9 protein-coding genes are annotated in these 15,464 nt (G+C 63.8%); 3 read left to right on the top strand and 6 right to left on the bottom strand.

Annotated features, from left to right (window positions below; all coding sequences use genetic code 11):
* Positions 1–9 precede the first annotated feature (9 nt).
* Positions 10–789 carry an SDR family oxidoreductase gene (locus RJQ10_RS16085; RefSeq protein WP_350148394.1) on the bottom strand — a complete coding sequence of 260 codons (780 nt, stop codon included), beginning with the start codon at positions 787–789 and terminating at the stop codon, positions 10–12.
* A gap of 208 nt (positions 790–997) precedes the next feature.
* Here RJQ10_RS16085 and gcvA point away from each other — a divergent pair, with 208 nt between their 5' ends.
* Positions 998–1,945: a transcriptional regulator GcvA gene (gene gcvA / locus RJQ10_RS16080; protein WP_350148393.1), complete on the top strand. Its 948-nt coding sequence runs from the start codon at positions 998–1,000 to the stop codon at positions 1,943–1,945.
* On the opposite strand, the gene RJQ10_RS16075 is transcribed toward gcvA, so the two are convergent.
* Both RJQ10_RS16075 and RJQ10_RS16070 read right to left on the bottom strand, forming a co-directional pair.
* Positions 1,939–3,588: a tetratricopeptide repeat-containing sulfotransferase family protein gene (locus RJQ10_RS16075; protein WP_350148392.1), complete on the bottom strand. Its 1,650-nt coding sequence runs from the start codon at positions 3,586–3,588 to the stop codon at positions 1,939–1,941. The genes gcvA and RJQ10_RS16075 overlap by 7 nt on opposite strands.
* 113 nt (positions 3,589–3,701) lie before the next feature.
* Complete coding sequence (locus RJQ10_RS16070) at positions 3,702–6,002, bottom strand: TonB-dependent receptor (RefSeq protein WP_350148391.1); 2,301 nt, start codon at positions 6,000–6,002, stop codon at positions 3,702–3,704.
* A gap of 452 nt (positions 6,003–6,454) precedes the next feature.
* Between RJQ10_RS16070 and RJQ10_RS16065 the strand changes: the two genes are divergently transcribed.
* Positions 6,455–7,018 carry a DUF2799 domain-containing protein gene (locus RJQ10_RS16065; RefSeq protein ID WP_350148390.1) on the top strand — a complete coding sequence of 188 codons (564 nt, stop codon included), beginning with the start codon at positions 6,455–6,457 and terminating at the stop codon, positions 7,016–7,018.
* Positions 7,019–7,055: 37 nt separating this feature from the next.
* On the opposite strand, the gene RJQ10_RS16060 is transcribed toward RJQ10_RS16065, so the two are convergent.
* Entirely contained in the window at positions 7,056–9,086 is a 2,031-nt protein-coding gene (locus RJQ10_RS16060) for a PhoX family protein (RefSeq protein WP_350148389.1), read from the bottom strand.
* A gap of 135 nt (positions 9,087–9,221) precedes the next feature.
* On the opposite strand from RJQ10_RS16060, the gene rep reads away from it, so the two are divergent.
* A complete protein-coding gene (gene rep / locus RJQ10_RS16055; protein ID WP_350148388.1) occupies positions 9,222–11,219 on the top strand; it encodes a DNA helicase Rep in 1,998 nt (665 codons plus the stop codon).
* Between the two features lie 3 nt (positions 11,220–11,222).
* Here rep and RJQ10_RS16050 read toward each other — a convergent pair whose 3' ends face one another.
* Positions 11,223–14,366, bottom strand: a complete 3,144-nt coding sequence (locus RJQ10_RS16050) for an efflux RND transporter permease subunit (RefSeq protein WP_350148387.1) — start codon at positions 14,364–14,366, stop codon at positions 11,223–11,225.
* A gap of 4 nt (positions 14,367–14,370) precedes the next feature.
* Positions 14,371–15,464 (bottom strand): efflux RND transporter periplasmic adaptor subunit (locus tag RJQ10_RS16045; protein ID WP_350148386.1); only part of this gene is annotated, 1,094 nt, incomplete at its 5' end.

Here is a 15,464-nt window from a genome sequence, read left to right as displayed (position 1 = left end):
AGTGAGTGTTCAGAGTAACCAGTTGGACAGGCCTTCAGTGTGCCCGTCGATGGCCAGCGCCTGACCGGAGATATGTTTGCCGGCGCTGGAACAGAGAAATTTCACCGTTTCCGCAATGTCTTCCGCGTTGACAAAAGCCCGCATGGAACTCTGCCGGCGGTAGACATCGCGGATGGCATCGGGCTCGAAACCACGCTCCTCCGCCTCCTTTTCGATAACCCGGTCAATTCTCGGGCCGCTGACGGAGCCGGGACACAGGGCGTTCACGCGTACCCCGTGAGGGCCCAGCTCCATGGCCCAGGTCTTGGTCAATCCCACCAGCGCCCATTTCGCTGCGGTATAGGGCGAGCGCAAGGGAAAGCCGAACAGCGCGGCGTTTGAGGACATATTGATCATGCAACCGCGACTCTCCCTGAGCATGGGGGCGGCCAGACGGGTAACGTAGAATATGCTGTTGAGATTGACTGCGATAGTGCGGTCCCAGGCTTCCGGCTCCACCTCCTCGACCGGCGCAGTCGGTCCCGCAATACCAACATTGTTGACCAGGATATCCAGCCGCCCGTAGGCACTGTGCAAATCGCGGAACAGAGCGTCCACGTCGTCGACACGCGACATATCACCCAGTGTTGCAGTCATCCCCGGGTTCGCCGCCAGGCATCGGTCAATCGCCAGCGGGTCTACATCGCTGACGTGCACACTGACGCCATCCGCGAGCAGGCATTCGGCGATGGCTCTGCCAATGCCGGATGCGCCGGCGGTTATCAACGCTACGCGGTTCTGGGCCATCATTTCGCTCTCGTAAACTGTTATTGTCGGGCTCGCCGGGAGGTACCAGCGGCCCGTGTTCAGGCTCTCATGCTCGCAGCGGCGGGCCCCGCACGCAAATGAAAAATATAGACACACAGATTAGATTCGCTCATCCTTGGAGCATGAATATGTTGAAATAATGCCGATAGCCTAGAGCTACAGTTGTGTTTTTCTAAATTGGAGACCGCCGGTGACAGGAATACAACAACGTCGTCGCTTGCCGCCACTGAATGCCCTCAGAGCCTTCGAGGCGGCCGCCAGGCACCTGAGCTTCAAGGAAGCCGCCAACGAACTCAATGTCTCCCAGTCAGCCGTCAGCCACCAGGTCAAAACGCTTGAGGATGTGCTGGGCACCAGCCTCTTTACACGCAAAGTTCGCGCGGTAGAACTGACCCGCAAGGGCCGACTCTACTACCCCATCCTGCGCGCCGCGTTCGAGAGTATCGCCGAGGGCACCCAGATCATTCTCGAGGAAACATCGATCGCCGTATTCACGCTGCACGTTTACTCGACGTTCACCATTCGCTGGCTGCTGCCACGGCTGGCGCGCTTTCAGGAAGCGCATCCCGATATCCAGGTGCGGCTTCACACCTCCCAGGATGACGTCAATTTCGATCAGGACGACATTGACGCCGCGATCATGATCGGCCAGCCAATCAACCCGAACCTGCATTACGACTACCTGTTCGACTGTGAATTGTTTCCGGTGTGCAGCCCACTTTACCTGCAGCGGAACGGGCCGCTGAATGATCCCACTGAGCTTGCCAGACATCCGCTGCTGCAGGTCTATCCATCGGCTGGCGACTGGCATGTCTGGCTGGAAACCAACGATGTGAGAGGCGTGCAACCCGACTCCGGGCTGCAGTTTGAGAGCTACGATGTTGCCCTTAGCAGTGCTGTCCAGGGCATGGGCATCGCGCTGGGACAGCAGCCCTACGTCGAGCGCGAGTTCGCCAGCGGGACGCTGGTCGAGGTGTTCCCGTCGTTGCGCATCCCCAACCCAAACCGGTGGTTCCTTGCCTGCCGCAGCGACAAACGCCATGCGATCAAGCTGGAAACCTTCCGGCGCTGGCTGCTGAACGAGGCCCAGGCAGACCAGGCGTTAAAATTTGCGGGCCGCGGCTCCCCCGATCACTGATTCGGCGGGTAGCGGTCCAGCACCGAGCCCAGCGCTCGCTTGAGCGGCTCCAGCCAGTCCTCAAAGTGCTGCCACTGATCCATGCCACTGCGATAAATTGGCTGCCTGACCTGCTCTGAGCTTGCAGTCCTGACCGTGCGTTCGTTCTCGTGAAAGGCCAGGCATTGCTCTTCGAAGGGAAGGTCGCAATAGTCCAGCATGCGCCGCACCTGGGCCTCCGTATCCTCCACCATATCCTCGTACTGTACGCGCAATACACGGCCGGGAAGCACCCGGTCCCAGTGATCCATGATGTCGACGTAATCACGGTAATAGTTGCCGATCCTGGACAGGCCATAGGTGAAACCCTGGCCCGACGCGAACAGCTGCTTGTAGCCGCTGAAGCAGCAGTCCATGGGGTGACGCCGGGCGTCTATGATCCTGGCGTTGGGCAGTATCCCGTGAATAAGCCCGATGTGGCTGAAGTTGTTGGGCATCTTGTCGATGAAACGGGGTTTGTCGGTTTGTCGCTGTTTAGCGGTACTGGCCAGGTAGTCCCGGCCCATCTCCGCCAGCGCCCCGGCGCCGACTTCCGCCAGCACCCCGGGGTAGCAGGAAACGTCATCCCGCCGCTGCTTGCCCGACAATCGCCGAGCCAGCGCAATAATGTCGGCCAGCTCCGCAGTGCCCTCGACCTGCGAATGACTTGCCAGGATCTGCTCCAGCAGGGTCGAGCCTGCCCGCGGCAGGCCAACAATGAATATCGGGTCCGGGGACCCGCAACCCTGGCCAGCAACCGAGGCAAAGAACTCCGGCGTGAAGAATGCCTTGAGCTCGGCCACGTTGCGACTGAACTCCCGACTGTCCCAGGGCACGCTGCGACCCCTGACCTGGTTACCCTTGGCGTAGGCGGCCATGGCGTGACGGTACTCGCCCCGGTCCTCGCGGGCCTTCCCCAGCGCAAACAGCAGATGGTAGTAGTCCCGAAACGCACAGGACTTGTCCTGCAGCAGGGCTTCCATGGCAGCAATCTGCGCGTCGGTAAAGCGATAGGTTTTGAGGTTGGCAAGACTCCAGTAGGCCTCTCCCTCGCCGCTGCCCAGCTCAATACATTTTTCGTAGGCGACGATGGCCTCGTCCACGGCGCCCACCGCCCGCAGGGCATGGCCGTAGCTCAGGTAAGCCTGCCTGTGGGCGGGATGCTGTGCGATGACATCCGCGAGCAGGGGAATCGCGCTGGCATGCTCACTGACATCGACCAGGGTCGCCGCCTTGAGTGTCAACCATGCCGCATTGCCGGGATCGCCCTTCAGCAGGATGTCCAGCTCCGCCAGGGCCTCATCGTAGCGATGCCGCTTGTAATACACATTGGCCAACGCGAAGCGGGCTGCGCTGTAATCGGGCGCCAGCTCGACACAGCGCGCCAGCAGGTTCTGGGCGTCGACCAGCGCACCAAGGGACATGCCCAGCTCGCCGAGCATGCGGATACCGTTTACGTCGGCTGGATGGTCGTGGACATATTGGCGCAGAATGGGCTCTGCCAGCGCCAGCTCTCCCGCGCTCACGTGGCCGGCTGCTGCAACCAGTTCCGGCGCGAACTTGCCGGACCCCGACAGCATGGAGCCATGGCCTTCGAGCGGCACACCCATTTGCCTTGAATTCATGGTCGAAGCCTCCCTGTCCCGGCTGCACCAAAGCTCAGCATACGCGTGACGAGTAAAAAAGGCACCGCAGGGAGATCCTCACGGCGCCGGCCAGCCTGCGGGACACAGGGCGTTTAATCGAAGCTCATGCCAAAGCTGATGCCAATCGTGCGGGGCTTGTTGACCGTGACCAGGCGCTGAATGTCGACTGAATTGATGTACAGCTCGGCGACCTTGTCCGTCAGGTTTTCCGCAAACAGGCTGGCGTGCCAGCCGTCCCCTTCAACCCGGAGGCTGGCATTGAGCAGACCGTAGCTGTCCATTTTCTCCCGGTTGGCAAGGAAGATGTCGTTCCACATGGCGTCTGTGTAGCCATAGTTGAGCTGCGCGGAGGATTGCAGGCCCATCAGCTCAAAGCCATAGCGTGCGGTTATGGTGTACTTGCTGTCCGGCGTAAAAGGAAGGTCCTGACCATCGATTGCCGAAGCCGGCTCTCCCGGTGCGCGGAAATAGTCTTCCGTCAACTCGGCCTTGTTGTAGGCATAGGACAACACGAGCTCGAGCTTCTCTGTCACCAGGAAGGTGCTGTCAAGCTCAAGCCCCCGGCTCTCCGCCTGGCCGACGTTGTCCACCAGCCCGAGCAATGATATATCGGGATTAAAGAAGCCGATCTGGATGTCGTCCCACTCCATGAAGTAGAGCGCACCGTTCAGGCGCCAGCGGCCATCCAGCAGGGTGCTCTTCACGCCCAGCTCATAGCTTGTCAGGAAGTCCGGCTCGTAGGTCTGGCCCACCCCGGGGGCACGGTTGGTGCCACCTGGCCGATAGCCTTCGGCAAACGTGGCATACATCATCACGTCGTCGCTGAAGTTGTAGGCAAGATTCAGCTTGAGTGTGCCGTCATCACCGGAAAACTTGCTGTCCACATTGTCCGGCGGGCGCGTATCCGAGAACGCGAAACAGCAGTTGGGCCAGAACACGGTACCCACGAAGCCCTGCAGGGTGGTTTCGCCATCGAACCAGCGGTAGCCGATGGTGCCTTTGAGATTGTCGGTAAACCGGTAGCCGAACTCCCCGAACAAGGAAATCTCGCTGTCCTCGCGCCGCTGGTCGGTCTGGAAGTAGAGGTCGTCTTCAACCGCAGCGCCCGGGTTGATGGGGGGAACGGACCAGCGGCTGTCGAAGGCCGTTTTCTGTTTTGAATAGAAGGTGCCGAGAACCCAGTCCACACGCTCGCCCTGGGACATGAGCCTGAGCTCGTGGGTCTGGTACTTCATATCTGTTTGGTTCGAGTACTGGATACTCGGATCGACGCATGGACCGAAGTAGGATACATAGCAGGTGTAAAAGGGCTCTACGAACCCGTCGATGGAGTAGTGTGAGTAATCACTGTAGGTATCAAACTGGCGATCCAGGTAGGAACCCGCATAGGTCAGGTCGGCAAAACCGAGATCTCCCTGTACCGTCAGCGAGAACTGGGTCCACTCGTCTTCCTGCCGGTCCTCGAAGAAGCGCCCGACCTTGAATTCGCCGAGGCCCTCCGGGTCGTGATCCCACACCCCATCGGCTTCAAGGCTCTGGTACATGACGCTGGCAGTGGTCGTCCAGCTATCCGACAGGTCGACACTGAGCGCAGCGCGCATGCCCTGCTTCTCCGACTCGTTGAAGTCGTCCTTGACGAAACCTTCATTGCCGCGCGTGATGCCACTGAGGGGAAAGCTGATCGTGGAGGGAGCGGCATCAATGTAGCCGCCGTCATCGTCCCACCAGCCGGTGAGGCGCAGTGCCGCGCTGTCGCCCAGCGGAATATTGACAAAACCCTCCGTCATCCAGCCATCGCCGCCGCCGGAGATGGTTTCTGCAGAGACATCAAATCCGGCCTCGAAGGCGCTGGGATCGGGCTTGTTGGTAATGATCCTGAGGTTCCCGGCCTGGGAGGCGGCCCCGTACAGCGTACCCTGGGGCCCCATCAGGACCTCGATACGCTCCACGTCGTAAATATGGACATCCAGATTGAACCCAATCGCGGTAACCGGCTGCTCGTTCAGGTAAATGGCCACCGAGGGACCCTGCAGGGACTGGTTGGAGTTACCGCCCTCGGAAATGCCCCGCATGAACAGCGAAGCCTGGCCCGGTCGGCGCTGGTTGTAGGAAATCGACGGCAGTTGCGCGACATAATCCTGGAAATTGGTGATATTCAGGTCGTCGAGGTCGCTCTGGTTGAGCGCCGAAATGCTGATAGGGACATCCTGCAGGCTCTCCGCCCGCTTCTGTGCCGTCACTACGACCTCTTCCAGCCTGAAACTGTCCTGGGCGTGGACCATGGAACTTGCCGCCAGCGCTGCCAGCAGAGTGGCATTCCTGACCTGCATGGCAATCGGCTTGCGCGGTGAGCGCCCGGGAAACGGGGAGGCAATCGGTCGATCTTGTCTCATGCTACTTCTCCACTATTTATCGTTATGAGTACAAAGCAGTACTTAGGCGTGGAGAGTACTTCCCCTGTGGAAATCCCGGCAAACGAGCATTTCTCTAGCACGCATTAGAAAATCTGATGCATATGCGCGTTATAAATCCTGAATTCATCTGCACCACAATACAAGGGCATGAGCCCAAGTAACGTATTCTGGCAGCTCTGCGCCGCCTCCTGGCGCTGATATCACCCACGGGGCCGGGCTCGCGTACACCGCCTGCCGAACTCGCGGGAAGCGAGGATCAGCCCGACCCAGGGTATGCCACACTGGGAACAGCCGGTGCAAACGATAACGGCCATGGACGCGTTCTGGGCCAGCTCCAGGGAAGGCTGCTCCAGCGTCCACTCCGGCACCGGAGCCGCTGGACGACTTTCAGATCAGTGCCTATGCTTGCGCGGCAGAAACAAGAGATAGACGTGGCGGGGGTAGGGGAAGTGGTGAAAGCGGCATTGGTCGGGGTCCTGCTGGTCCTGCTGGGAGGTTGCGCCGCGATGTCGGAGCAGGAATGCCTGTCGACCGACTGGTATGAGCGCGGCGTTGCCGATGGTCGAGCCGGGCATCCCTCGGGTCGCATCGACAGCTACCGGGAGGCTTGCGCCGGGGTAGAGGTTCGGCCGGACATTGCGCTCTGGCAACAGGGGCGGGAAGCAGGACTGGAAGAATTCTGCCAGCTGCCCCTGGCGGTCGAGCGCGGACTGAATGGCTACAGCTATTCGCGGGTATGCAATGACCCGAATTATGACCGGCTATACCACAGCGCCAGGGCGCTGGGTGATGTCCGCGATCAGATCGAGAGCATCGATGCCCAGTTCAGTGCCCGGGAACAGGATTTACTCTACAACAAGAAACTCAGCGACCAGCAAAGGCAGCAACTGGCCATCGAGATTCGCAATCTTGATCGCCAGCGGGACCGCGCCCGCGATGACCGCGGGGATGCGGAGCGACAGCTGGACCGGTTGCGCGACGAGCTTGGAGTCTGACTTGTGACCACGCGCAGACGTTGCCGGGAGGTGCTGATCAGGCCCCTATCCTGCCCCCATCCTCCCGGGTAATCACCACCGTCGCCGAGCGCGGCACCGACTCTCCGCCCCCGGGCCAGTGGCTGGCCAAGCTGCCGGCGGCAAATTCCTCCGCTGTGGTGCTGGCGCCGGGGTGCTGCACGTTGACGAACATGGTGGTCTGGTCGGGCGTGGTGACGACGCCGGTGATCTCAGCGCCCGGGGGGCCGGTAAAAAAGCGCCGCAGCTCACCGCTGTCCGGGTCGGCGGCCAGCATGGCGTTGTTGCCCATGGGCCGGTAAGCGCCCCGGTTCTGCACCTCGTCCGAGATATCGGTCTGTATCCACAGGCGGCGGTCGGCGTCGAACCAAAGCCCATCAGGGTTGGCGAGGAGGTTGGCGGCATCCAGGGGCTTGCCCCGGAGATCGCGCCCGGACTCGGCGTCACCTGCCAGCAGGAACAGTTCCCAGGCAAAGGTCATTGCTGCGTGGTCATTGCCGGCCTCGCGCCAGCGCACGATCTGGCCCATGGCATTCTCCGCCCGCGGATTGGCGCCACCCGCCTGCCCGACGCTGCGCCGGGTATTCTTGGTCAGGGTGAAGTACAGCTGCCCGGTGGCGGGATCGACCGCGCCCCATTCCGGGCGGTCCATCGGCGTGGCGCCGGCGACATCGGCAGCCCCGCGGGTATTGAGCAGGACATCCGCCAGGCTGACAAAGCCGTTCTCCGGGCCGAGCCCATTGGCACCGGGGGCCAGCTTCAACCACTCCCCGCTGCCGTCACTGTCGAAGCGCGCGGCATAGAGCGTGCCCTCGTCCAGCAGCGAACCGCTGGCAGTCGCCGCATGGTAGGGCCTGGCGGACACGAACTTGTAAATGTATTCGAACATTGAATCATCGCCGGAATAGAGCACCACCGGCTCGCCCTCCCGCACCGGCGCGAACACCACACCCTCGTGGGCGAAACGGCCCAGATGGGTGCGTTTGACCGGTGTACTCGCGGGATCGAAGGGGTCGATTTCCACCACCCAGCCAAAGGCATGGGGTTCATGGCGAAAGTCCCGCTGCGGGCTGTCGGCGCGCGGCGTGGCGTCAAAACGCGCGTACTGCGCCGCCTCCTCGCCCGCATTGGCCGCCGCCAGATGCCAGCGCCAGGCGTTGAGCGGCCCGACCCCGTAACGGGACAGGGAGGCCGGCATCGCGCCCTGTTCGCGAGCGAAGTAATAGCGCCAGTTCTCCTCGCAGGTGAGGTAGGTGCCCCAGGGCGTGACCCCATGGGCGCAGTTGTTCAGGGTGCCGCGCCCGCGAGTTCCATCCGGGCTGTAGGCGGTCTGCAGGCGCGGGTCGCCGCGCAGCGGGCCGCTGAACAGCATCGGCGTCAGCGCCGAAATGCGCCGGTTCAGCGGATCCCGCAGCGGCCGCCACTGGCCGTCCTCCGCGCGGCGGATGCGTACGATGCTCACCCCGTGAGCGTGCATTTCCTTCAGCACCTGGTCCGGATCACGGCTGCCATCCCCTCGCAGCGGCACGTCAAAACTGCCCAGTTCCAGCCCCGCAGCCGCCTGGTGCATCAGGCGCGGCTCAGCGTACTCGTGGTTGACCACCAGCAAACCCTCGCTGGAGCTGCCCGCGAGGGGAAAAAAATGCATGCCGTCGTGGTGGGCGCCCATCTGCATGGCCTGTTCGGCCCCGCTGTTGTCGGGCGAGAATGCCGGGTACGTGCCAGTGATGGGTTCGCCCCAGGGGAGCAGGACCTGAACCCGGTACCCGGGCGGGACCACCGCAGTGTCGGCGCGGCTGACGGGAACCGCCTCGAAGCCCAGCAACCTTGACGCTCCATCCGCACCCTGCTCGCGCGTCAGCGCAGGGGCCGGCAGCCCCCCAAACAGGCTCCCGATTGCCAGACCCAGGCCGCCGCGCAGAATAGCCCTGCGCGGATAGCGAGCGCCAACCACCGCCTGAAAGTCGGGCTGCGGTACCGGCGTGCGAGCCGGTTCTTCGTTGGCGACAAACGCGGGATCGGCGGGACCCGGGATGGCGTGGTCGGTCATGGACACTCCTGTTGCAGTGGTGATGGGCCTGCGCAGCATAGCCGCTCATTATGACGGAAGTCCTGTTGCCGCGGGACGCGCGGGTCTCCAAACTGCTAGACTTCCCGGCCACGCACAATCGGCAGCAAGCACCCTGTGACCCAACTCAACCCCCGCCAGCGCGAAGCAGTGCGCTACATCGACGGCCCCCTGCTGGTTCTCGCCGGCGCCGGCAGCGGCAAGACCAGCGTCATCACCCGCAAGATCGCCTACCTGGTGGAGCAGTGTGGCATCCAGTCCCGCCGCATCGCCGCGGTCACGTTTACCAACAAGGCGGCGCGGGAGATGAAAGAGCGGGTCGGCAAACTGCTGGGCGCGCAGACCGCCGAGGGCCTCACGGTCAGCACCTTCCACCAGCTGGGGCTGAAGATCATCCGCGAGGAGCGCAAGGCGCTGGAGATGAAGGCCGGTTTCTCCATCTTCGATGGCGAGGACACCCGCAACCTGATCCGCGACCTGCTGATCCAGGAACACGGGGCCGAGGGTGACCAGGCGCAGCTGATCCAGCAGCGCATTTCCAACTGGAAGAACGACCGGGTATTGCCGGAAGAGGCGCTGGCCCACGCCAAAAGCCCCGCCGACATGCTGTTCGCCCAGGCCTACCAGCGCTATCGCAAGGCCCTGCGGGCCTACAATGCCCTGGATTTCGACGACCTGATCCTGCTCCCCACCATCCTCTTCCAGCACCAGCCGGATATCCTGACAAAGTGGCAGGAGCGCCTGCACTATCTCCTGGTGGACGAGTACCAGGACACCAACGCCAGCCAGTACCTGCTGGTGCGCCAGCTGATCGGCCTGGGCGGCGGCCTCACCGTGGTGGGTGACGACGACCAGTCCATCTACGCCTGGCGCGGCGCGCGACCGGAGAACCTGGCCCTGCTGCAGGATGACTTCCCCGGCCTCAAGGTGGTCAAGCTGGAGCAGAATTACCGCTCCACCGCACGCATTCTCAAGGCCGCCAATACCCTGATCGCCAACAACGCGCACGTGTTCGAGAAACAGCTGTGGAGCGAACTGGGCGCCGGCGACCCGCTGCGGGTACTGCGCTGTGCCGACGAACAGCACGAGGTCGACCAGGTGGTGGCGGAGATACTCGACCACAAGCTGCGCAAGCGCACCCGCTTTGGCGACTACGCCATTCTGTACCGGGGCAACCACCAGTCGCGGCTGCTGGAACTGGCCCTGCAGCAACAGCAGCTGCCCTACCACCTGAGCGGCGGTACCTCGTTCTTCGCCCGCAACGAGGTCAAGGACATCATGGCCTACCTGCGCCTGCTGGTGAACGAGAACGACGACAACGCCTTCCTGCGCATCGCCAATGTGCCGCGGCGCAAACTGGGCCCGTCTACCCTGGAGGCGCTGGGCACCCATGCCACCGCCCGCCATTGCAGCCTGAGCCAGGCCCTGCAGCATATCGATGCCGGGGCCCTGCCCGAGGCCGGCCTCAAGCGCCTGCGGGAGTTCCACCACTGGCTGTCCGGCCTGCGCCGCCAGGCCGAGGGCGGCAACGGCATCGGCGCTATCCGCCAGCTGATCCGCGACATCGACTACGCCGACTGGCTGCTGCAGCTGAGCTCCAGCGAGGACGTGGCCGAGCGCCGCATGGGCAATGTCACCTTCCTGGTCGACAGCCTGGAACGGGTGATGCGGGACGAGGAGATCGGCCTGGACGAGGCGGTAAGCCGCCTGCTGCTGCGCGACCTGCTGGAGCAGCAGGAAGAGGAAAAAGCCGGCCCCGACAGCGTCCAGTTGATGACCCTGCACGCCTCCAAGGGCCTGGAGTTCCCCCACGTGTTCATCATCGGCATGGAGGAGAACCTGCTGCCGCACCGGGCCAGTATCGAGGAAGACAACATCGCCGAGGAGCGGCGCCTGGCCTACGTCGGCATTACCCGCGCCCGGGAAACCCTGACCATGACCATGGCCCTGAAGCGGCGCCAGTACGGCGAGATCATCAGCTGCGAGCCCAGCCGCTTCCTCGCTGAACTGCCGCCGGACGACCTGCAGTGGCAGGGCGGCGACGCCGACACCGCCGAGGCCAACGAGCAGCGCGCCACGGAGACCCTGAGCAGCCTGAAATCGCTGTTTGCCTGAAACTCAGGCGGAATGTTCGGGCGGCGCCAGTCCCAGCCGCCGCTTGATACGCTCGCGCACAGTCTGGATGATGGCGTAGAAGCCGGGGATAAAGAAGGTGCCCACCAGCAGCGCCGCCAGCATGCCGCCGAACACCGTGATGCCCAGCGAGCGCTGGCCGAAGGCACCGGCGCCGGAGGCGAACACCAGCGGCAGGATACCCAGAATGAAGGACACCGCGGTCATGCACACCGCGCGAAAGCGCAGCCGGCCGGCGTCGGCGGCCGCCTCCAGGATGCCCTGCCCTCCCTGCTCGCGCAGTTGCCGGGCAAACTCCACAATCAGGATGGCGTTCTTCGCCGCCATGGCAATCAGCAGCACCAGGCCGATCTGGGCGTAGAGATTGAGGGCCTGCCCGGTCAGCAGCAGCGCCAGGATGGCGCCACCGATCGCCATCGGCACTACCAGGATGATAGCCACCGGAATCGACCAGCTTTCATACTGCGCCACCAGGAACAGGTACACAAAGACCAGCGCCAGCCCGAAGCCGAGGACAGCGGTGTTGCCCGCCTGTCGCTCCTGATAGGCGGAGCCGGTCCAGTCGATCCGGTAACCGGCTGGCAGGCGGGTCGCCGCGGTCTCAAGCGCCGCCATGGCATTGCCGCTGCTGTAGCCCGGGGCGGCATTGCCGCGCACCGTTGCCGCGCGGTAGAGGTTGTAGCGCTGGACCACGTCGGGGCCCAGCATCAGGCGGCTGCTGACCAGGGTACTGAGCGGCACCATCTCCCCGCTCGAGGCTTTGACATAGAAGTGTTCCAGCCCCTCGAGATCGGCTCGGAAGGGGGCATCGGCCTGCATGGTGACCTGGTAGGTCTGGCCGAACTTGTTGAAATCGTTGATGTACATTGAGCCCAGCTGGGCCTGCAGGGTCATGAAGACCTCATCCAGCGGTACGCCGAGATTCTTCGCCTTGACCCGGTCCACGTCGATGAAATACTGCGGCACATTGGCCCGGAAGCTGCTGAACACGCCGGTGAGGGCCGCCTGTTCGTTGCTGTCGACGATAAAATTGTTGAGCACTGCAGCCAGCTCCGCCGGGCTGCGGGCCAGGGTATCCTGCAGCATCAGCTCCAGCCCACCCACGGCACCCATGCCGGGTACCGCCGGCGGCGCGATGGCATACACCTGGGCCTCAGGCACCTGCGCGAAGGCCCGCGCATTGATCCGTTGGGCGACGCTGAATACCAGCTGTGCCTCCTGCTCGCGTTCATCCCAGTGCTTCAGCACCACGAACAGAGTGCCGGCATTGCTGGCCATGGCCCCGGTCAGGATCGAGAAGCCGCTAACCTCGGTTACGCTCTGCACCGCCGGGTCCTCGACAATGATATCGGCCACCTTGCGCACGACGTCCCGGGTGCGCAGCAGGGAGGCGGCGTCCGGCAACTGCACGTTCACCAGCAGCGCACCCTTGTCCTCGTCCGGCACCAGCGCCGTGGGAATGCTGAGCACCCCCAGCGCCAGGGCCCCCATCCACAGCAGGAAGATAAGCCCGACCACCGCGAGCTTGCGCAGCACCCAGCCAACGCCGCGGCTGTAGCCGCCGGTGACGCGGGCGAAAAAGGCCAGGAAGGCGCGGTACCAGGCGGCATCGCGTTGCCCGCCCTGACGCAACAGCAGCGCGCAGAGGGCGGGGCTGAGGGTGAGCGCATTGAGGGAGGAGAACACCACCGCGATGCAGATGGTGACGCCGAACTGGCGGTACATTTCGCCGGTAATGCCCGGCAGCGTCGCCACCGGGACAAACACCGCCAGCAGCACCAGGGTGGTCGCAATAATGGCCCCGCTCACCTCCCGCATGGTGACCAGGGCCGCCTGGCGCGGCGCCAGCGCCGGATCAGCGCGCAGATGACGGTCGCAGTTTTCGATCACCAGGATCGCGTCATCCACCACGATGCCGATCGCCAGGATCAGCGCGAACAGGGTCATGGTGTTGATCGACATGTCCAGCAGCAACAGCACCGCCAGCGACGACACCAGCGATACCGGGATGGTGACCGCCGGTATCAGGGTGGCGCGCAGGCTGCCGAGGAAAATGTAGGTAATCAGGATCACCAGCGCCACCGCCATGGCCAGCGACAGCAGCACCTGGGACACCGCCGTGGAGACGTAGCGGGTGGTGTCATAGTTGATCTGGTAGGTCATGCCCTGCGGGAAGCCCTCAGCCACCTCCGTCAGCAGCGCATTGACGGCAGCCCCGACCTGCAGCGCGTTGGCGTCCGAGGCCTGGTACAGGGCCACGTTCACCGCCGGGCGGCCGTTGATCTCACCGAAGAACGCGTAGCCGGACTGGCCCAGCTCGATCCGCGCCACATCCCTGAGGTAGATCGCCGAGCCATCGGGTCGCGCCCGCAGCACGATGTTCTCGAATTCCTCGACCTCCTGCAGCCGCCCCTTGACCCGCAGGGTGAATTCCGTCTCCATGCGCCGGTCAAAGGGTGCACCGCCGATCTTGCCGGCGGCGACCTGGACATTCTGCTCACTGAGCGCGGCGTAGATGTCGGAGACCGACAGCCCGCGGTTGGCCATCTTGTCCGGGTCCAGCCACAAACGCATGGCGTAATCCGCTTCGCCGATCACGGTGGCGCCGGATATCCCGGGAACCCGGCTCAGCGACGCCAGCACATTGATCTTGACGTAGTTGGACAGGAACTTGTAATCCAGCGAATCGTCGGGAGAGGTAAAGCTGACGATCTTCAGCATGTCCGGCGCGCGCTCGACGATGGTCAGGCCCCGGGCAGTGACTTCCGCCGGCAGGGAGGGCTCCGCCAGCTTGACCCGGTTCTGCACCCGCACCAGCGCCATATCCGCATCGGTGCCAATCTCGAAGGTGACCGTCAGGGAGTAGCTGCCGTCGTTGGCGCTCTTGGAGGACATGTAGATCATGTCCTCCACTCCGTTCACCGCATCCTCGATCGGCGTGCCTACCGCCGCTTCCACCACCTCTGCCGCCGCGCCCGGGTAGGAGCCCGACACCACGATATTGGGCGGGGCGATAGGCGGGTATTCGTTCACCGGCAGCAGGGCCATGGCGAGGGAGCCGAGCAGGGTCAGGACAATGGCAATGACCAGGGCGAACTTGGGGCGCGCGACAAAGAAGGCACTGAACATGCCGCTACGCCCCGCCGCCTGACACCGTCGCGGTGACCTCTACCGGCATGCCCGCGCGCACCTGCTGCAGTCCGCGTACAATGACCCGGTCGCCGTCGTCCACGCCCTCCTTCACCAGCACCAGGTCGTCAAAGCGCTCACCCAGTTCCACATTGTGGCGAGCGACGGTGCTGTCGGCGCCCACCACCAGCACAAACGTGCCCTGCTGGTCCGCCTGCACGGCCGCCAGGGGCAGGAACAGCCCTTCCAGCAGCTGGGTATCCTGCAAGGTCACCCGGACATACTGACCGGGCACCAGCAGGCCGTAGGGATTGGGGATCCGTGCACGGGCCTCCATGGTGCCGGTACTGGCGTCGATCCGGTTGCCGAAATAATCGATCTGGCCGACCTCCGGGTAGACCACGCCGTTGGCCAGCTCCAGCATGACTTCCACCCCCCTGAGGTCGGCGACGCTGGGATTGGCGGTGACGCGCTGGCTGATCTGGGCGATGTAGGTGGCCTCGGACACCTGGAACAGGGCCTCGATGGGATCGACGCTGACCAGGCTGGTGAGATCGCCGCTGGTGGGCCCCACCAGGTCACCGGCGCTGACCTGGCTGCGGCCGATGCGACCGGCGATGGGCGCCTTGATGGTGGTGAAACCCAGGTTGACCTCGGCGCTGGTCACCTGGGCCCGGGCCGCCTCGATACTGGCGTCCGCATCCAGTTTCTGGGCGGTGAGATTGTCCATCTCCACCTGGGAGATCGCACCCTTGGGCAGCAGTTCCTGGCCCCGCTTGTAGTTGCGCTCGGCGTTGGCCTGGTTGGCGGTCGCCGCCGCCAGCTCGGCCCTGGCCTTGGCCAGCGCCGCGGCGTATTCCGAGGGGTCGATGCGGTAGAGCACGTCCCCGGCCGCAACCTGTTCACCCTCGGTGAACTCCCGCGCCAGCAGGTAACCACTGACCATGGCGCGGATGGTGACATCGTCCTTGGCCACCAGGCGGCCGACATACACCGACCTGGGCTGGTAGGGTTCCAGGCGCACGGTATCGACAACCACCCCCACCACGGGCCGGGGCGCCGGCTCCTCGGCGCAGGCGAACAGCAACAGCGCCGCCG

It is taken from the genome of Haliea sp., assembly GCF_040222615.1.
Taxonomy (GTDB): Bacteria; Pseudomonadota; Gammaproteobacteria; order Pseudomonadales; family Halieaceae; genus Haliea.
This window is presented reverse-complemented; position numbering and strand designations above follow the sequence as displayed.

Coding starts and splice junctions, on each gene's coding strand:
- RJQ10_RS16085 (WP_350148394.1), bottom strand. CDS start 789: ATGATGGCCCAGAACCGCGTAGCGTTGATAACCGCCGGCGCATCCGGC.
- RJQ10_RS16075 (WP_350148392.1), bottom strand. CDS start 3,588: ATGAATTCAAGGCAAATGGGTGTGCCGCTCGAAGGCCATGGCTCCATG.
- RJQ10_RS16070 (WP_350148391.1), bottom strand. CDS start 6,002: ATGAGACAAGATCGACCGATTGCCTCCCCGTTTCCCGGGCGCTCACCG.
- RJQ10_RS16060 (WP_350148389.1), bottom strand. CDS start 9,086: ATGACCGACCACGCCATCCCGGGTCCCGCCGATCCCGCGTTTGTCGCC.
- RJQ10_RS16050 (WP_350148387.1), bottom strand. CDS start 14,366: ATGTTCAGTGCCTTCTTTGTCGCGCGCCCCAAGTTCGCCCTGGTCATT.